Source organism: Micromonospora carbonacea, from assembly GCF_014205165.1.
Lineage (GTDB): Bacteria > Actinomycetota > Actinomycetes > Mycobacteriales > Micromonosporaceae > Micromonospora > Micromonospora carbonacea.
In genome coordinates, this window is sequence record NZ_JACHMZ010000001.1 from 396521 (window position 1) to 414243 (window position 17723).

At 74.0% G+C, this 17723-nt stretch carries 15 protein-coding genes; 13 read left to right on the forward strand and 2 right to left on the reverse strand.

Going from position 1 to position 17723, the window contains the following annotated elements; translation table 11 throughout:
• The first annotated feature begins 58 nt into the window (after positions 1-58).
• From HDA31_RS01795 to HDA31_RS01825, 7 genes are all read left to right on the forward strand, one after another.
• Positions 59-1264 (forward strand): PP2C family protein-serine/threonine phosphatase, encoded by a 1206-nt coding sequence (locus tag HDA31_RS01795; RefSeq protein ID WP_178066491.1) that lies wholly within the window; start codon positions 59-61, stop codon positions 1262-1264.
• Positions 1261-3078 (forward strand): sensor histidine kinase, encoded by a 1818-nt coding sequence (locus tag HDA31_RS01800; RefSeq protein ID WP_246384159.1) that lies wholly within the window; start codon positions 1261-1263, stop codon positions 3076-3078. Before HDA31_RS01795 ends, HDA31_RS01800 begins: the two co-directional genes overlap by 4 nt.
• Entirely contained in the window at positions 3075-3527 is a 453-nt protein-coding gene (locus HDA31_RS01805) for a response regulator (protein WP_178066489.1), read from the forward strand. The genes HDA31_RS01800 and HDA31_RS01805 overlap by 4 nt, the downstream gene beginning before the upstream one ends.
• Positions 3520-4338 carry an inositol monophosphatase family protein gene (locus tag HDA31_RS01810; protein WP_074472457.1) on the forward strand — a complete coding sequence of 273 codons (819 nt, stop codon included), beginning with the start codon at positions 3520-3522 and terminating at the stop codon, positions 4336-4338. Before HDA31_RS01805 ends, HDA31_RS01810 begins: the two co-directional genes overlap by 8 nt.
• A 145-nt stretch (positions 4339-4483) precedes the next feature.
• Complete coding sequence (locus tag HDA31_RS01815; protein ID WP_074472833.1) at positions 4484-5497, forward strand: coiled-coil domain-containing protein; 1014 nt, start codon at positions 4484-4486, stop codon at positions 5495-5497.
• A 36-nt stretch (positions 5498-5533) separates the two neighbouring features.
• Positions 5534-7108 (forward strand): fused MFS/spermidine synthase, encoded by a 1575-nt coding sequence (locus tag HDA31_RS01820; protein ID WP_178066488.1) that lies wholly within the window; start codon positions 5534-5536, stop codon positions 7106-7108.
• 70 nt (positions 7109-7178) lie between these two features.
• Positions 7179-8864 carry a serine/threonine-protein kinase gene (locus tag HDA31_RS01825; protein WP_178066487.1) on the forward strand — a complete coding sequence of 562 codons (1686 nt, stop codon included), beginning with the start codon at positions 7179-7181 and terminating at the stop codon, positions 8862-8864.
• Between the two features lie 6 nt (positions 8865-8870).
• Here the strand turns inward: HDA31_RS01825 and HDA31_RS01830 are convergent, their stop codons facing one another.
• Together HDA31_RS01830 and HDA31_RS01835 are read right to left on the reverse strand one after the other, a co-directional pair.
• Positions 8871-9503, reverse strand: a complete 633-nt coding sequence (locus HDA31_RS01830) for a potassium channel family protein (protein ID WP_178067843.1) — start codon at positions 9501-9503, stop codon at positions 8871-8873.
• A 25-nt stretch (positions 9504-9528) separates the two neighbouring features.
• A complete protein-coding gene (locus tag HDA31_RS01835) occupies positions 9529-10863 on the reverse strand; it encodes a TrkH family potassium uptake protein (RefSeq protein WP_178066486.1) in 1335 nt (444 codons plus the stop codon).
• 105 nt (positions 10864-10968) lie between these two features.
• Here HDA31_RS01835 and HDA31_RS01840 point away from each other — a divergent pair, with 105 nt between their 5' ends.
• The 6 genes from HDA31_RS01840 (at position 10969) to HDA31_RS01865 (ending at position 17694) form a co-directional block, all read left to right on the forward strand.
• The gene (locus HDA31_RS01840; RefSeq protein WP_178066485.1) at positions 10969-12129 is read left to right on the forward strand and encodes a glycerophosphodiester phosphodiesterase; all 1161 of its coding nucleotides are present in this window, start codon (positions 10969-10971) and stop codon (positions 12127-12129) included.
• An 828-nt stretch (positions 12130-12957) separates the two neighbouring features.
• On the forward strand, positions 12958-14163 hold the full coding sequence (locus HDA31_RS01845; protein ID WP_178066484.1) for a substrate-binding domain-containing protein: 1206 nt from the start codon (positions 12958-12960) through the stop codon (positions 14161-14163).
• 3 nt (positions 14164-14166) lie between these two features.
• Positions 14167-14910, forward strand: a complete 744-nt coding sequence (locus HDA31_RS01850) for an ABC transporter ATP-binding protein (protein WP_178066483.1) — start codon at positions 14167-14169, stop codon at positions 14908-14910.
• Positions 14907-15695, forward strand: a complete 789-nt coding sequence (locus HDA31_RS01855) for an ABC transporter ATP-binding protein (RefSeq protein ID WP_074472465.1) — start codon at positions 14907-14909, stop codon at positions 15693-15695. Before HDA31_RS01850 ends, HDA31_RS01855 begins: the two co-directional genes overlap by 4 nt.
• Positions 15692-16582: a branched-chain amino acid ABC transporter permease gene (locus HDA31_RS01860; RefSeq protein WP_178066482.1), complete on the forward strand. Its 891-nt coding sequence runs from the start codon at positions 15692-15694 to the stop codon at positions 16580-16582. The genes HDA31_RS01855 and HDA31_RS01860 overlap by 4 nt, the downstream gene beginning before the upstream one ends.
• On the forward strand, positions 16579-17694 hold the full coding sequence (locus HDA31_RS01865) for a branched-chain amino acid ABC transporter permease (protein ID WP_178066481.1): 1116 nt from the start codon (positions 16579-16581) through the stop codon (positions 17692-17694). The genes HDA31_RS01860 and HDA31_RS01865 overlap by 4 nt, the downstream gene beginning before the upstream one ends.
• Positions 17695-17723: the final 29 nt, after the last annotated feature.

Here is a 17723-nt window from a genome sequence, read left to right on the forward strand (position 1 = left end):
GCGTCCCGGTGCGGTGACGCGGTCGCCCCGGGGGGCCGGTCCCGCCGGTTCCTCCGTCGTGCCCCGGGCGTTCCCGGCCGGCGGCGGCCTGGGGCACCCGGTGCTGCCGCCCGGCGAGCGGCTGCGGGTGCTGCTGGTCGAGGACGACGAGGGCGACGCCTTCCTGGTCGGCGAGCTGCTCGCCGAGACCAACTCGTCGATCGACCTGCTCGTCGCGACCAGCCTGAGCGAGGCGCGGCAGCGGGTGACGGGCGTCGACTGCGTGCTGCTCGACCTCGGCCTGCCCGACGCGCAGGGGCTGGACGGGCTGCGTCAGGTGCTGGAGATGTCCAGCGGCGCCGCGGTCTGCGTGCTGACCGGGCGCTCCGACGAGCACCTGGGCATCGTCGCGGTCGCCGAGGGCGCGCAGGACTACCTGGTCAAGGGCCAGGTCGACGGGGTGCTGCTGACCCGGGCGCTGCGCTACGCGGTGGAGCGCAAGCGGGCCGACGTCAACGCGCGGCGGCTGCGCGAGGTGGAGCTGCGCCAGGCGGAGTCGGCCCGGTTGGAGCGCGGCCTGCTGCCCCAGCCGCTGATGTCGACCGACGAGGTCGCGGTGCACACGTTCTACCGGCCCGGCCGGCACGCGGCGCTGATCGGTGGCGACTTCTACGACGTGGTGCAGACCCGCCCGGACCGGGTGGACCTGATCGTCGGCGACGTCTGCGGGCACGGCGTGGACGAGGCCGCGCTGGGGGTGGAGCTGCGGGTGGCGTGGCGGGCGCTCGTGCTGGCCGGGGTGCCCGACGACGAGGTGCTGCCGGCCCTGGAGCAGGTGCTGATGAGCGAGCGCCGGCTCCAGGAGATCTTCGCCACCGTGGCCACCGCCCGGCTCGACCTGGCCGGCAACGCCGCCACGGTGCGCCTCGCGGGGCATCCGCCGCCGCTGCTGCTGTCCCGGGGCAAGGTCGCGCCCGTGCCGGCGCCGGGCGGCCTGCTGCTGGGCGTCCGTCCCCGCCGTCCCGTGGCCTTCGACCTGGAGTTCGACACCGATGACTGGTCCCTGTTGATGTACACCGACGGCCTGATCGAGGGGCGGGTCGGCGACGGCGACGAGCGGCTCGACGTCCCCGGCCTGACCGAGCTGCTCAGCGACCGGGACAATCTCGCCGTGCCGCTGGCCGAGCTGCCGGCGTGGCTGGTCGGGCGGGCCGAGCAGATCAACGGCGGCCCGCTCGCCGACGACGTCGCCATGCTCCTGGTCACCCGGGGCGGTGGCCGGTGACGGCACCTGCCGCCGGCTGGACCCTGCGCCGCCGGGTCGTCGCGCTGCTCACCGTCGTGGGCGTGCTGCTGGGCGCGTCGGTGGCGGTGGAGATCGCCGTGGCCGCGAAGAACCGCGACTACACCCACTCGGTGCTGGACCGCACCGGCCCGCTGCGCGCCCAGTCGCAGGAGCTGCTCAGCGTGCTGGTCGACCAGGAGACGGCGATCCGGGGGTACGCGCTGACCGGCGACCGCCGGGACCTCGAACCGTACGTCCAGGGCGGGGAGCGCGAGCAGCAGCTCTACCGCAGCATGCGCGGCCTGATCGGCGTCTACCCGGCGCTGGGCCGCCAGCTCGACGGGGTCGAGGCGGAGGCCGGCCGGTGGCGCAGCACGGTCGCCGAGCCGGTGATCCGGACCACCGAGGAGCAGGGCACCACCGCCGGGCGGGCGCTGATCACGGAGGAGTCCCGGCAGCGCTTCGACGTCATCCGCACCTCGGTGAGCCAGCTCCAGGAGGGCATCCTCGTCGAGCGCGAGAAGGGCGCCGACAACATCTACCGCACCAGCAGCATGCTGGTGCTGCTGCTGGTCGGGGCGGCGATGGTGGTGGCGGTGGCCGGCGCGGTGCTGCTGATCTCGCTGGAGCGGATGGTGGTCCGGCCGCTGACGGGCCTGGCCGAGCAGGTCCGCGAGGTGGCCAAGGGCGACTTCCAGCACCGCATCACCGGGTCGGGTCCGCCGGAGTTCCTGCGGCTCGCCGACGACGTGGACGCGATGCGCCAGAAGATCGCCAAGGACCTGACCGAGGTCCGGGAGGCCCGGGAACGCATCGAGTGGGTCAACAGCCAGCTCCAGAAGCAGGCGGAGGAACTGGTCCGGTCCAACCGCGACCTGGAGCAGTTCGCGTACGTCGCCTCGCACGACCTGCAGGAGCCGCTGCGCAAGGTGGCCAGCTTCTGCCAGCTCCTCCAGCGCCGGTACGCGGGGCAGCTCGACGAGCGCGCCGACCAGTACATCGCGTTCGCCGTGGACGGCGCGCAGCGGATGCAGCGGCTCATCAACGACCTGCTGGCGTTCTCCCGGATCGGGCGGCTCACGACGGGCTTCACCGAGGTCAACCTCAACGACGTGATGGGCGACGTGGCGGGGCAGACCGAGGCCGCCCGGCAGTACGCCGACGGCGAGCTGACCTGGGACGCGCTGCCGACGATCCGGGGCGAGGAGCCCCTGCTGACGAACCTGCTGGCCAACCTGGTCAGCAACTCGATCAAGTTCCGCCGCCCGGACGTGCCGCCGAGGGTGCACGTCTCCGCGCGGCTGGTGGGCGACGAGTGGGAGATCAGCTGCCAGGACAACGGCATCGGCATCGAGCCGGAGTTCGCGGACAAGATCTTCGTGATCTTCCAGCGGCTGCACTCCAAGGACGCGTACCCGGGCACCGGCATCGGGCTGGCGATCGTCAAGAAGATCGTCGAATACCACGGCGGCCGGGTCTGGGTGGACACCGACACCGCCGAGGGCACCGCGATCCGGTTCACCCTCCCGGCGCTGCCCGAGGACGTGGCGGCCGCCGCGCGGGGCGCCGAGCAGCCGGCCGCCGACGACGCGACGGGCGACGCGGCGACGGGCGACGCGGCGACGGCGGACGACGGTCCGGCGGCCGGTGGGTCGGCGGCGGACGCCGCGGCGGCCGGCACCGACCCGGCGGCGGACGACGCGCCGGCCGGCGACGGCGGGGTGCGGGTGGAACTGCCCCGCCCACGCGGCGCGCGGGCGGAGGGGACCGGCGGGACCCCGGACAGCGACGGCACGAAGGAGGCGGTGGGATGACCGCGCCCGCGGACGGCAAGAGCCCGATCGAGGTCCTGCTGGTCGAGGACGACCCCGGCGACGTCCTGATGACCCAGGAGGCGTTCGAGGAGCACAAGCTCCGCAACCGGCTGACCGTCGTCTCCGACGGCGCGGAGGCCCTGGCCTACCTGCGCCGCGAGGGCAAGTACGCGGACGCGGTGACACCGGACCTGGTCCTGCTCGACCTGAACCTGCCCCGCCGGGACGGCCGGGAGGTGCTGGAGGAGATAAAGCAGGACGAGCAGCTCTGCCGCATCCCGGTGGTGGTGCTGACCACCTCCCAGGCCGACGAGGACATCCTGCGCAGCTACCAGCTGCACGCGAACGCGTACGTCACGAAGCCGGTCGACTTCGAGCGGTTCATCGCGGTGGTCCGGCAGATCGACGAGTTCTTCGTCAGCGTGGTGAAGTTGCCGCCGCGTGGCTGACCTCACCGACACCCTGACCGACGACGTCGCCGAGCTGCTGCACCGGGCGGCGACGGACGTCGTGCTGCCCCTGTTCCAGCAGCTCGACGACGGCGACGTGACGGAGAAGGCCCCCGGTGACCTGGTCACCATCGCCGACCAGCGGGCCGAGGAGCTGATCAGCGCCGCGCTGCGCCGGCTGCGCCCCGGCTCGGTGGTGGTCGGCGAGGAGGCGGTCGCCGACGACCCGGCCCTGCTCGGGCACCTGCGCGACGGCGGGGACGTCTGGCTGGTCGACCCCGTCGACGGCACCGCCAACTTCGCCGCCGGCCGGCGCCCGTTCGCGCTGATGGTGGCGCTGCTGACCGGCGGCGAGCAGGTCGGCGCGTGGGTGCTCGACCCGCTGGGCGGGACGCTGGCCGTCGCCCGCGCGGGCCACGGCACGACGGTGAACGGCGCGCCGGTGCGCGTCGGCGACGCGGTGCCGCCACCGGGCGAGCTGCGCGGCACCGCGATGACCCAGTTCCTGCCACCGAAGCTGCGGCGGCGCGCCGAGGCCGGCGGGGAGCGCATCGGCGCGCTGCTGCCCGGCCAGCACTGCGCCGGTCGGGAATACCTCGACCTGCTCGTCGGCGAGCAGCAGTTCGTGCTCTTCTGGCGCACCCTGCCGTGGGACCACGCCCCCGGGGCGCTGCTGGTCCGCGAGGCCGGCGGGGTGGCCCGCCGGTTCGACGGCAGCGACTACCACCCGGCCGAGGACGCGTCGGGGCTGCTGGTCGCCGTGAACGAGCGGGTGTGGGCCGAGGCCCGCGAGGCGTTGATCCTCGACTGACATCCGTGGGAGCATCCGGCGGGGCGTCCGCCGCCGCCCGGTCCGGTATCCTGACCGGCGGTCTCCGCCAGCGGGCCGCCGCCCGGCGCCGGTGGGGGCCGCCGCGCGCCACCGGGAGCCGGTGGTCGAGGGAAGGGACGCCGACGTGCCCAGGACCAGCCTCATCCGGCGTCGCGGCCGGGGGCCGCTGACCGTGCTGCTCGTCGCCGTGGCGCTGCTGCTCGGCGTGGGCGCCGGGCCGGCCGCCGCCGAACCCAACGAGGGCGGCACGAAGAAGCTGCGCGAGGCGCTGGAGTCCGCGGCCAAGGGGCACATCGAGGCCAAGGCGAAGCTCGACAACTCCAAGCGCCGGCAGCAGCTGCTCACCGCCCAGCTCAAGACCGTCGAGACCCGGCTGGCGGGGCTGACCGCACAGGTCGGCGAGGTGGCCGCGCAGTCCTACCGGCTGGGGCGGATGACCGCGCCGGCGCTGCTCATCCAGTCGGTCTCCCCGGAGGCGTTCCTCAACCGCGCCGCCGAGCTGGACGTGATGGCCCAGCGGGACAGCCGCCGGCTGCGCGAGCTGATCGACACCCGGGACGAGGCGAACCGCGCCAAGATCGCCATCGACGCGGAGGTGCGGGAGCAGCAGAAGCAACTCGCGGCGCTGGCCAAGAAGAAGCGGGAGGCCGAGACGGCGCTCGCGGCGGTCAGCTCCGGCGGCGGCTCCGGGTTCGGCGGCGGTTCCGCCTCGGCCAAGCCGGCCCCGCGCAACTCCGACGGCAGTTGGCCGTCCGAGTCCTGCTCGGTCAACGACCCGACCACCTCCGGCTGCATCACCCCACGCACCCTGCACGCCCTCCAGCAGGCCAAGGCCGCCGGCTACAAGCGGTACGTCTCCTGCTACCGCAGCGGCGGCAGCGGCGAGCACCCCAAGGGCCGGGCCTGCGACTTCTCCGCCGCCACCAACGGCTTCAAGGACGAGACGGCCACCGGCGGCGACAAGGCGTACGGCGACAGCCTGGCCAACTACTTCAAGAACAACGCCAGCCGTCTCGGCGTGCTCTACGTGATCTGGTACCGGCAGATCTGGATGCCGAACACCGGGTGGCGGGCGTACAGCGGCAGCGGCAGCCCCGCCGCCGACCACACGAACCATGTTCATCTCTCGATGTACTGACCCGGGGACCCAGCTTCGCTGCGTACCATCGCGACGGTGAGCAGCTCATCGTCGTCCGCCGCCGTCGCGCCGGCGCGGCCCGCGCCGCCTGACGCCCGCGCCCTGCCCAACGGGCTCGCCGCGTTCCTGGTCTTCTTCTCCAGCGGGGCGGTGCTCGTGCTGGAGACCGTCGCGCTGCGCCTCGTCGGCCCCTACGTCGGGGTCACCCTCGAAGTGACCAGCTCCGTCATCGGCATCGCGCTGGGCGCGATCGCGTACGGGGCGTGGACCGGCGGGTGGCTGGCCGACCGGCGGGACCCGCGCGCCCTGATCGCCCCGGCGCTGGTGCTGGCCGGCATCGCCACCGCCGTCACCCTCCCCGTCGTCCGGTACGCGGGCGAGGTGCTGCGCGGCGGGGCGGCCAGCGCCGTGCTGCTGCTCACCGCGCTTGCCGTGTTCGTGCCGGCGGCGCTGCTCGCGGCGGTCACCCCGCTCGTGGTGAAGCTCCAGCTCGCCGACCTGCGCCGCACCGGGCAGGTCGTCGGCCGGCTCTCCGGCGTCGGCACGCTGGGCGGCATCACGGCCACCCTGCTGACCGGCTTCGTGCTCGTCGCGGCGCTGCCCAGCAGCGTCATCCTGCTCGCCCTCGCCGTGCTGCTCGGCGGCACCGGGCTGGGGCTCGGCGCGTACCTGCACCGGCAGGGGCGGGCGGGGCTGGCCGGGGCGGGGACGGGGCTGCCCGGCCCGGTCCGGACGAAGGCCGTCCTCGCGGTGCTCGGGCTGGCCGGGGCGGGGCTGACCACCGTCGCCCCGAACCCGTGCGACGTGGAGACGGCGTACCACTGCGCGTCGGTGGAGACCGATCCCGGCCGGCCGTCCGGGCGCACGCTGCTGCTCAACTCCGCCCAGCACTCGTACGTCGACCTGGCCGACCCCACCCACCTGGAGTACGCGTACACGCAGTGGATCGGCGCGGCGGCCGACGTGGCCGCCCCCGCCGGGCAACGGCTGGACGCCCTGCACCTGGGCGGCGGCGGCTTCACCGTGCCGCGCTACCTGACCGCCACCCGGCCCGGCACCGACAACGCGGTCTTCGAGATCGACGGCGGCCTCGTCGAGCTGGACCGCCGGGAGCTGGGCGTGCGCCCCGGGCCGGACCTGCGCATCGAGGCCGGCGACGCCCGGGTGCTGCTCGACGCGGAGCCCGCCGACAGCCGTGACCTGGTGGTCGGCGACGCGTTCGGGCACCTCGTGGTGCCGTGGCACCTGGCCACCCGGGAGATGGCCGCCGGGATCAACCGGGTGCTGCGCCCCGGCGGGATCTACGTGCAGAACGTCATCGACTACCCGCCCGGCCGGTTCGTCCGCAGCGAGGTGGCCACCGTCGCCGCCGCGTTCCGGCACGTCGCCCTGGTCGCCCCGCCCGACGCGGTCGCCGGCCGGACCGGCGCGAACTTCCTCATCGTCGCCTCCGACGAGCCGCTGCCGCTGGCCCCGCTCGCGCAGCGGATCAACGCGCTGCCCGAGGCGGCGATCGTGCTCGCCGGCGACGTGCTGGCGTCCTTCGTCGGCGACGCGCTGGTGCTCACCGACGACTACGCGCCCGTGGACCAACTGCTCGCGACCGCCTGAAAGGGTGAAACCCTGACCGATTCTGACCGTGCGGGGTTAGGACGGCGCGGGTCGGGCAAAACCTCCGACCATGGGTGGAGCGGTCCGTAACGGCGCGCAGCTCCTCGGTGAGCGCTACCGGCTCGTCGAGCAGCTCGGCGCGGGCGGCATGTCCGTCGTGTGGCGCGGCTACGACGAGGTGCTGGGCCGGCAGGTCGCGGTGAAGGTGCTCGCCTCCCGGCTGGCCAGCGACCGGGCGTTCCGGCACCGGCTCCGCGCCGAGGCCCAGGCCGCCGCCCGGCTCTGCCACCCCAACATCACCAACGTGTACGACTACGGCGAGTCCGAGCAGGTCGGGCTGACCGTCCCGTACGTCGTCATGGAGCTGGTCGACGGCGGGCCGCTGAGCGCCCGGCTCGGCCGCGACGGGACGCTGCCCTGGCGGGAGGCCGTGACCATCGGCGCGGAGGTGACCTCGGCGCTGGCCACCGCCCACGCCCGGGGGGTGGTGCACCGCGACGTGACCCCGGGCAACGTCATGCTCACCTCCACCGGCGTGAAGGTCGTCGACTTCGGCATCTCGGCGCTGGCCGGGGAGAGCGAGAAGGGCGCGGACGGCACGCTGCTCGGCACCCCCGCCTACCTGGCCCCGGAGCGGCTGGACAACGGCCAGGTCTCCCCGGCCACCGACGTGTACGCCCTCGGCCTGCTGCTCTACCGGATGCTCACCGGCCGGCTGCCGTGGCAGGCGAGCACCACCACCCAGATGCTGCGCGCCCACATGTACGCCGAGCCCGAGCCGATGCCGGACGTGTCGGGGCTGCCCGCCGAGGTGGCCGGGCTGGTGCACCGCTGCCTGGCCAAGCGCCCCGAGGACCGGCCGGTGACCGCCGAGGTGGCCCGCACCCTCGCCGGGGCCGCCGGGATGCTCGCCACGGTCACGGTGCCGTCCGCGCCGTCCGGCGGCGACCCGGCCCGGCTCGACCCGGACGTGCTCGCCAACGCCGGCACCACGATCCTGCCCTGGTCGACGGAGACCGGCGCGCTGCCCTTCCCGGGCCGCACCCGCACCCGGCGGGCGGTGGTCCGGCGGCGGCGGGTCGAGGCGGGGGTGGCGGCGGCCGGCCTGGTGGCGGTGACCGCGACGATGTGGGGGCTGACGTCCCGCAGCCCGGCCAGCGGCGGCATCGACCGGCCCATCGAGGCCCGGATGGGGCTGACCGGGCCGCCGCCCTGCGCCGTCGACTACGCGCTGCGCAAGGACTCCGGGAAGGACTTCACCGCCGAGCTGACCCTCACCAACACCTCCGAACGGGAGCTGCGCGACTGGACGATGAGCTTCGCGTTCCCCGGCCAGCAGACCGTGACGAAGACCGACCCGGCGGTACGCCAGCAGGGGCGCACGGTCGAGGTGCGTCCCGCCGCCGGGCAGCCCGCGCTGGCACCCGGAGCGGCCCGCAAGGTCGCCCTGACCGGCCGGTACACCGGCACGAACCCGCTGCCGCTGGAGTTCCGCCTCGGCGACGCCGAGTGCCGGGTACGCGTCTCCGGCGTCGCCGGGACCGTGCCCACCGTCAAGCCGACCGCCAAGCCGACGAAGGCCCCGGCGAAGCCCGCCACGAAGAAGGCCACGGTCGCGAAGGCCGGCGGCCCCGGCGGTGGGAACAGCGGCGCGGGCGGCGGCGCGAAGGCCCAGCCGGACAAGCCACCGAAGCCCGGCCCGCCCGACAAGCCCGCTCCGCCCCGCAAGCCCGGCCCGTCCGGCAAGGGCAAGTAGCTCGGCTCAGCTCAGCTCGGCGAAGCGCTGCACCTGGGCGATGCTGCCCTCCACGATCAGCACGCTGCCGGGGGTGAGGACGGTGCCCGGGTCGGCGTACCGGAACCGCTCGCCGGGCAGCTTCGCCCCGACCACCATCACCCCGTAGCGGTCCGCCGGGGCCAGCTCGCGCAGCGGTCGCCCGACCAGCGCGTCCGGCACCCGCACCTTGGCGATGGCGAAGTCGTCGCCGAACTCGATGAAGTCGAGCATCTTGCTGATGATCAGGTGCGCCACCCGCTCGCCGGTCTCCGCCTCCGGGAAGATCACGTGGCGGGCGCCGACCGAGCCGAGGATCTTCGCGTGCTTGTCCGAGGTGGCCCGCGCCCAGATCTCCGGCACGCCCAGCTCGGCCAGCCCGAGGACGGTCAGCACGCTCGCCTCCACGGACGCGCCGATCGCCACGACCACGCGCGGGAAGTCCGTCACGCCGAGCTGCCGCAGCGCCCCCTCCTCGGTCGCGTCGGCCTGCACCACCCGGTCCAGGTACGGCGACCAGCGCTGCACCCGTTCGCCGCTGCGGTCGATGGCCAGCACCTCGTGGCCGAGCTGGGTCAGTGAGCTGGCCAGGTGGCAGCCGAACCGGCCCAGCCCGATCACCGCGACGCCCCCGCCGTCCGTGTTCCTAGCCGACAATGGGTTGCTCCTCCGGGTAGCGGTACAGCCGTCGTCGGGTGTTCAACGCGATCGCCGACCCGAGGGTGAGCGGCCCGACCCGACCGACGTACATGAGGACGGTCAGCACGAGCTGGCCCGGCTCGGGGACGGTCGACGCGACGCCGGTGGAGAGTCCGGTGGTGCTGAACGCCGAGGTCACCTCGAACAGCGCCAGGTGGTAGGCCAGCCCCTCGGTGAGCAGCAGCAGGACGACCGTGCCGCCGACCACCAGCGCGACGCTGAGCAGGGCGACGGTCAGCGCCTGCCGCAGGCTCGCGGTGGACACCCGCCGCCGGCCCACGATGACGTCCGGCTCGCCGCGCAGCTCCGCCCAGATGGCGAAGCCGAGCAGGAAGAACGTGGCGACCTTGATCCCGCCCGCCGTGCTGGCGCTGCCGCCGCCGATGAACATCAGCGTGATCAGCAGCGGGACGCTCTCCTCGTCCAGGCCCGCCGGGTCGAGGACGGCGAACCCGCCGGTGCGGATCACCGCGCTCTGGGTGAAGGTGGCCAGCACCTTGCCGGCGACGTCGTACCCGCCGACGGTGCGCGGGTCGGGCCATTCGGCGGCGAGCAGCCCGAGGAAGCCGACGAGGAGCAGCACCGCGCTGCCCCACACGGTGAGCTTGGTGGCGATCGCCCAGCGGCCCGGCGTCCGCCACTCCCGCGACGCCTCGAACAGCGCGGGGAAGCCCAGCCCGCCGACGATCGTGCCGAACGCGATCGGCAGGCAGATCCACGGGTCCCGGGCGAACCCGACGAGGCTGTCGGTGAAGAGCGCGAAGCCGCCGTTGTTGAACCCCTGCACGGCGTGGAAGAAGCCGTACCAGAGGGCCCGGCCCGGCGGGTAGCCGTAGCCGAGCCAGAACCGGCCGGCGAGGACGGCGGTCATGGCCAGCTCGAAACCGGCCATGGTGGCCGCGATCCGCAGCAGCAGCCCGCGGACGTCGCCGATGCCGAACTCGGCGGTCTCGGCCTGCACCAGCAGCCGGTTGCGCAGCCCGAGCTGCCGGGCGACCACGAGCACCACCAGGGTCGCGCCGCTGAGGATGCCGAACCCGCCGACCTGGGTCAGCACGGTGATCATCACCAGCCCGAACCCGTTCCAGTACGTCGGGGTGTCGACGACGGACAGCCCGGTGACCGAGACCGCCGAGGTGGCCGTGAAGAACGCCGTGCTGAACGGAGTGAACCGGTGCGCGCTGGTCGCCGCCGGCAGCATCAGCGCGCCGGTGCCGAGCAGGATCACCGCCAGGAACCCGAACGGCACCAGCCGCACGGGGTGACGGAGAAACCGGCGCACCAGACAATCTTCCGTTCCCCGCCGACCGCCGGTGCCGAAACGGCCATCTACCGGCCAACCGCCCCCGGTCTGCTGGGCGCGTTCCCTCGACGACAGGAGACGGCGTTGCGACGTACCCTTTCCGCCCTCGGTCTGGCCGGCGCGCTGCTCGCGGCGGCCGTGGCGGTGCCCGCCCTGAGCGCCTCGGCGAAGCCGGAGGCCGCCCCCGGCGCCGCCCCGGACGCCGCCCCGCCGGCCGCCGCGGACCGGTCCCGGGCCGCCGACCGGCCGCTGGTCATCGGCCACCGGGGTGCGAGCGGCTACCGGCCCGAGCACACCCTGGAGGCCTACCGGCTGGCGATCCGGATGGGCGCCGACTACATCGAGCCGGACCTGGTCCCGACGAAGGACGGCCAGCTCGTCGCCCGGCACGAGAACGAGATCTCCGGTACGACCGACGTGGCGGCCCACCCCGAGTTCGCCGCCCGGAAGGCGACGAAGACCATCGACGGGGTGCCGGTGACCGGCTGGTTCACCGAGGACTTCACCCTGGCCGAGCTGAGGACGCTGCGGGCCACGGAGCGGCTGCCCCAGGTGCGGGTCGCCAACACCGCGTTCGACGGCAGGTTCCCGGTGCCCACCCTCCAGGAGGTCATCGACCTGGCCCGCACCGAGAGCAGGGCCCGGGGCCGCACCATCGGCGTCTACCCCGAGACCAAGCACCCGAGCTACTTCGCCTCGATCGGGCTGCCGCTGGAGGAGCCCCTGGTCGCCGTGCTGAAGGCGAACAAGCTCACCCACCGCGGCGACCCGGTGATCATCCAGTCGTTCGAGACGGCCAACCTGCGCAAGCTGGACAAGCTGACCGACGTGAAGCTGGCCCAGCTCCTCGACGCGTCGGGCCGCCCCTACGACTTCACCCTCGCCGGCGACCCCCGCACCTACGCCGACCTGGCCACCGCCTCCGGCCTGAAGTGGATCGCCGGGTACGCCGACGGCGTCGGCGCGAACAAGAACCTCATCGTCCCCCGGGACGCCGCTGGCAAGCTGCTCGCCCCCACCGCCCTGATCCGGGACGCCCACCGCCTCAAGCTGGTGGTGCACGCCTGGACGTTCCGGGCCGAGAACCAGTTCCTGCCGGCCGACTTCCGCATCGGTGCCGACCCGAACGCCCGCGGCGACAGCACCGCCGAGTACGAGCTGTTCTACGGCCTCGGCCTGGACGGCGTCTTCGCCGACCAGCCGGACACCGCCGTCGCCGCCCGCGCCGGCCTGCCCCGCCACTGACCGACCTCGCACGAACGCGGCCCGTCCCCTCCACCGGGGGCGGGCCGCGCTGGCTGGGCATGCCGCGGCTGTTTGGGCCTGCTGCGGCTGGGTGGCTGGCTGGTTGCGCTGCGCTGGTTGGGCGTGCTGCGGCTGGCTAGGTGCGCCGCCTGGCGGCGCGGCCCCTGTTCTGCCGGCTAGGGAGCTGATGTCGTAGATGGATCGGGCCCCGCACCGCCATTTTCCGGCTAGGGAGCTGATGTCGTAAGTGGATCGGGCCCGCACCGCCACGTTCCGGGCGCGTCCTGGTCAGGCCGCGTGACTGCACCTGTCACCTGCCGGTCCGGCAGACCTGTCCGACCCGGGTCGCACAGCCCCGGCAGACCTGTCCGACCCGGTCGCGCAGCCCCGGCGGCGCGCGGCGGGCGGCTCGGTGCGGCTCGGTGCCGAGTCATCTGCGACATCAGCTCCCTAGCCTGCGAGACCGAGGCCCCGAGCCCAGACGCAGCCCGTGATGTCGGGCAGATGGGGGTATCGGCGAGGCAGGACAGGCCGATGTCCCCGGCATAGAGTCGATCATCGCCGACAGCCGCCAGCCGCCAGCCGCCAGGTGGCGGGTGGCGGGTGGTAGGTGGCGGTGGCGGGTGGCGACACACCGGCCGGTGGGCCGGTGCGGAAAGCGGCCCCGGCAGGTGCGGGGCGGCCGTACTACCGCCGCGTGACTGTCCCGGCGGGCCACCCATTCATCGCTACTTATGTGTTTCCGCCACATGGCTCGTGGGTGACGTCACTTCTAGCGTGATCCGACACATGACGTTAACTTCCTCCGAGTCCTCACGTGGAGTCGCAATGACGGTCCGGACGACGCGGCGGGTGTTCCTCTCCGCCGCCACGATGATGGCCGCGGCGCTCGCCGCCACGGCCTGTGGCAGCCCGCAGGACACCGCCTCCGGCGGCGGTGACGGTGCCGCCCCGGTGAAGGTCGGCCTGGTCTACTCCCAGTCGGGAGCGCTGGCCAGCTACGGCAAGCAGTACATCGAGGGGTTCCGGGCCGGGCTCGACCATGCCACCAGGGGCACCGGCAAGGTCGGCGACCGGACCATCGAGGTCACCGAGGTCGACGACGCGGGCGACCCGGCGAAGGCGGTGTCGGCGGCCAAGGACCTGATCGGCAAGGGCACGAAGATCATCGCCGGCTCGACCTCGTCGGGCGTGGCGCTCCAGGTGGCCCCGATCGCCGCCCAGAACAAGGTCCTGTTCATCTCCGGCCCGGCCGCCACCGACGCCGTGACCGGGGCGAACCGGTACACGTTCCGCTCGGGGCGGCAGTCCTACCAGGACGTGGTGACCGCGAGGTCGTTCATCGGCGACCCGACCGGCAAGAAGGTCGTCGTGTTCGCCCAGGACGGCGCGTTCGGCGACGCCAACGAGGCCGCCGTGAAGGCCGTCATCGGCGGTGCCGGGGCCACGGTGAGCAGCGTCCGCGCGCCGGCCAGCGCCACCGAGTTCACCCCGTTCGCGAGCCAGATCAAGGCTGCCAAGCCCGACCTGCTCTTCGTCGCCTGGGCGGGCACCACCGCCCCCGCCATGTGGCAGACCCTCGACCAGCAGGGCGTGCTCTCCTCGACCACGGTCGTCACCGGGCTGGACATCCGCGCGTCCTGGCCGACGTTCGGCGCGGCCGGTGCCAAGATCTCCTTCCTGTCGCACTGGTTCGACGGGGCCGCCGACACCGAGGCCGCGAAGGCCGCCAAGGCGAAGGTCCCCGGCGGCACCCTCGACCTGTTCCACCCCGACGGCTTCGCCGCCGCCCAGATGGTCGTGCGCGCGGTCGAGCAGGGTGGCGACGACGTGGACAAGATGATCGCCGGCCTGGAGGGCTGGAGCTTCGAGGGCGTCAAGGGCACGATGACGATCCGCGCCGAGGACCACGCCCTGCTCCAGCCGATGTTCCAGGCGAAGCTGGCCGGCAGCGGCAGCGCGTACACGGCGACGTCGCAGAAGAGCCTGACCGGCGACGAGACCGCGCCGCCGGTCGGCCAGATGAAGGGCTGACCCGTGCTCGCCACCCGCGCCCTGACCTGGCGCATCGGTGAGGTCGCCATCGTCGACGGCGTGCACCTCGACCTGGCGCCCGGCGAGTTCCTCGGCGTGATCGGGCCGAACGGCGCCGGCAAGACGTCCCTGTTCAACCTGATCACCGGCCTGCGCCCGCCGACGGCCGGCCAGGTGCTGCTCGACGGCGAGGACGTCACTGCCCTCCCGCCGCACCGGCGGGCCCGGCGCGGGCTGGGGCGTACCTTCCAGTCGTCGTCGGTGTTCGGGTCGCTGACCGTGCGGGAGAACGTGCGGCTCGCCGTACAGGCGCACCGGGGTGGCTCGATGAAGCTGTGGCGGCGGGCGGCGGCCGACCGGGGGGTGGCCGCCGCCGCCGACGCGGCGCTCGACCGGGTCGGCCTGCACCACCGGGGTACGGCGCTCGCCGGAACCCTCGCCCACGGCGAGAAGCGCAAGCTGGAGATCGCCCTGCTGCTCGCCGGGGAGCCCCGGGTGATGCTGCTCGACGAGCCGATGGCCGGCGTCAGCGCCGAGGACGTGCCCGAGCTGGTCGCGGTGATCCGGTCGCTGACCGGCGACAGCGGCCGGTCCGTGCTCATGGTGGAACACCACATGGACGTGATCCTCGAACTGGCCGACCGGATCGCCGTGATGCACCACGGCGCGCTGCTGGCCTGCGACACCCCGGAGACCGTGATGGCCGACGCCACCGTCCAGGAGGCGTACCTGGGGGAGTCGCTGTGACGGAACCGATCCTGACCGTCGCGGACCTGTCGGTGCGCATCGCCGGGCTGCACATCCTCCAGGGGGTGTCGTTCACCGTCGCGCCGACCGGCGTGACCGTGCTGCTCGGGCGCAACGGCGTCGGCAAGACCACCACCCTGCGTGCCGTCCTGGGGCTCACGCCCCGGGGCGGCGAGGCGCGCGGCACCGTGCGGACGGGCGGGCGGGAGTTGCTCGGCCGCCCCACCCACCGGCTCGTCCGCGCCGGGCTCGGCTACGTGCCGGAGGACCGCGACGTGTTCGCCGGGCTCACCGTCGCCGAGAACCTGCGGCTCGCCGAGCGGCGGGGCGCCACCCCGGCGTACGACCGGGTGTTCGCGCTCTTTCCGGAGCTGGACCGGCGGGGACGGCAACGGGCCGGCTCGCTCTCCGGCGGGCAGCAGCAGATGCTCGCGATCGGCCGGGTGCTGCTGAACGACAACCGGCTGCTGCTGGTCGACGAGCCGACGAAGGGGTTGGCGCCGAAGGTGGTGACCGAGGTGGCCGAGGTGCTGGAACGCGTCGCGGAGACGGTGCCGGTGCTGCTGGTCGAGCAGAACCTCGCCGTGGTCCGCCGGCTCGCCACCGACGCGGTGGTGCTCTCCGCCGGCCGGGTCGCCTGGGCCGGCGGCGCGGGCGAGCTGCTGGGCTCGGCGGAGCTGACCCGCTCCCTGCTGGGCGTGGGCTCGGGCGAGGTGCCGGTGAGCGCGAGGAGTGAGCCGGGCCTGCGAGCCCCGCAGCCGCGAACGGAAGGTGGCGCTGCGTGAACACGATCGTGCTGCTGACGCTGACCGGGCTCGGCCTGGCGGCGCTGTACTTCCTCGTCGCGTCCGGGCTGTCGCTGGTCTTCGGCCTCGCCGACGTGCTCAACTTCGCCCACGGGCTGTTCCTCGGCGTCGGCGCGTACGGGACGTGGTGGGCGGCGGGCAACCTGCCCGGTGCCGGGGGCGAGGGCCTCGGCTTCGTGTTCGCCGTCGCCTTCGGGGTGGCCGCCGGCACGGCAGTCGCCGTGCTGGTCGAGCTGGTGTTGATCCGGTCGCTCTACTCGCGCACCATCGAGCAGGTGCTCGTCACCGTCGGCCTGTCGCTGGCCGGGGTGGCGCTGCTCCAGGCCACCTGGGGCGCGGACGCCCGGCCGTTCCCCCGCCCGCAGTGGACCCGGCAGGTCACCGGGGTCCTCGGCGCGCAGGTGCCCAACGGCGGGCTGCTGCTGATCGTCGCCGCCGCCGTGGTGCTGGGGGCGCTGCTGGCGTTCCTGCGCTGGACCCGGTACGGGCTGATCATCCGGGCCGGCGTGGAGAACCGGGAGATGGTCACCGCGCTGGGCATCGACGTGCGCAAGGCGTTCACCCTGGTCTTCGCCATCGGCGGGGCCGCCGCCGCGCTGGCGGGCGCGCTCGGCGGCGTCTACTTCGGCACCGTCTCGCCCGGCCAGGGCGGCTCCCTGTTGATCTTCGCGTTCATCGTGGTGGTGATCGGCGGCATGGGCTCCGTCGTCGGCTCCGCGTACGCGGCCGTCGCCGTCGGCCTGCTGCAACAGTTCGTCAACTACTACGGCGCGTCCGGCGTCGGCGACCTGTGCGTCGTCGCGCTGCTGGCCGTGGTGCTGCTGCTGCGCCCCCAGGGCATCGCCGGAAAGGTGGCTCACGCATGACCGACTCGATGGTCGAGGCGCCCCCGGCGCGGGTGCCGGACGAGCTGACCCCGCACCGGCGGGGCTGGCACGGGCTGCGGCCCTACCTGCCGCTGGTGGCGCTGGCCGTGGCGGCGGTCCTGCCGTACTCGACGCTGGAGCTGCCCGGGGTCTTCGAGGGGCCGCTGAACTCGCCCGGCACCCTGCAACTGCTCGCCGTGTGCCTCGTCTTCGGCGGCCTCGCCGCCGGCTACGACCTGCTGTTCGGGCGCACCGGGATGCTCTCCTTCGGGCACGCCCTCTACTTCGCCGCCGGCGTGTACGGCACCGACATCCTGGTCACCCGGGCCGGGCTGCCGCTGTGGCAGGCCGCGCTGCTCACGGTCACCGGCGGGACGGTCCTCGCCGGGCTGCTCGGCGCGGTGGCGCTGCGGACGGCCGGGATCGCGTTCGCCATGGTCACCCTCGCCTTCGCGCAGGTCGGGGCGATCCTGGTGGCCCGGGACTTCGGCGGGCTCACCGGCGGCGAGGAGGGGCTGCCGCTGGACGTGTCCGGGCTGCCCGCCGGGCTGGTCGGGGTGGCCAACACCGTCAACCTGTACTGGCTGGCGCTGGCGTACCTGGCCCTGGTGGTCCTCGTGGTGCACCGGGTGTCCGGCTCGCCGACCGGGCGGGTGCTCGCCGGGCTGCGCGACGACGAGCGGCGGATCGGGGTGCTCGGGCTCGACCCGTACCGGTTCAAGCTGGTCGCGTTCACCCTGGCCGGCGGGCTCGCGGCCGGCGGGGGAGTGGTCTACTGCCTGATCGTCGGCGGCGCGTCGCCGCACGTCACCTCCAGCGAGCTGACCCTGTCGCTGCTGGTGATGGTGGTGCTCGGCGGGCCCGGCACCCGCTGGGGGCCGGTGCTCGGCGGCGTCGGCTACATGTACCTGGACCACCGGCTCACCGCGTTCGGCAGCAGCGACGCGGTGGAGTCGCTGCCGGCGTTCCTGAGCCGCCCCCTGAGCCAGCCGCTGTTCGTGCTGGGCACGGTGTTCATCCTGGCCGTCTACTTCTTCCCCGGTGGCCTGGCCAGCCTCCGCACCCGCCTCGGCCCGCTGACCCGCCACCTGCCCGCCCGCCGCACCCCTTGATCGACGGGGTGGCGGGCCGGGGCTGGTAG

Bases quoted from the DNA above. Each gene is read 5' to 3' on its own strand.
- HDA31_RS01805 (WP_178066489.1), top strand. From the start codon at position 3,075: ATGACCGCGCCCGCGGACGGCAAGAGCCCGATCGAGGTCCTGCTGGTC.
- HDA31_RS01845 (WP_178066484.1), top strand. From the start codon at position 12,958: ATGACGGTCCGGACGACGCGGCGGGTGTTCCTCTCCGCCGCCACGATG.
- HDA31_RS01825 (WP_178066487.1), top strand. From the start codon at position 7,179: ATGGGTGGAGCGGTCCGTAACGGCGCGCAGCTCCTCGGTGAGCGCTAC.
- HDA31_RS01865 (WP_178066481.1), top strand. From the start codon at position 16,579: ATGACCGACTCGATGGTCGAGGCGCCCCCGGCGCGGGTGCCGGACGAG.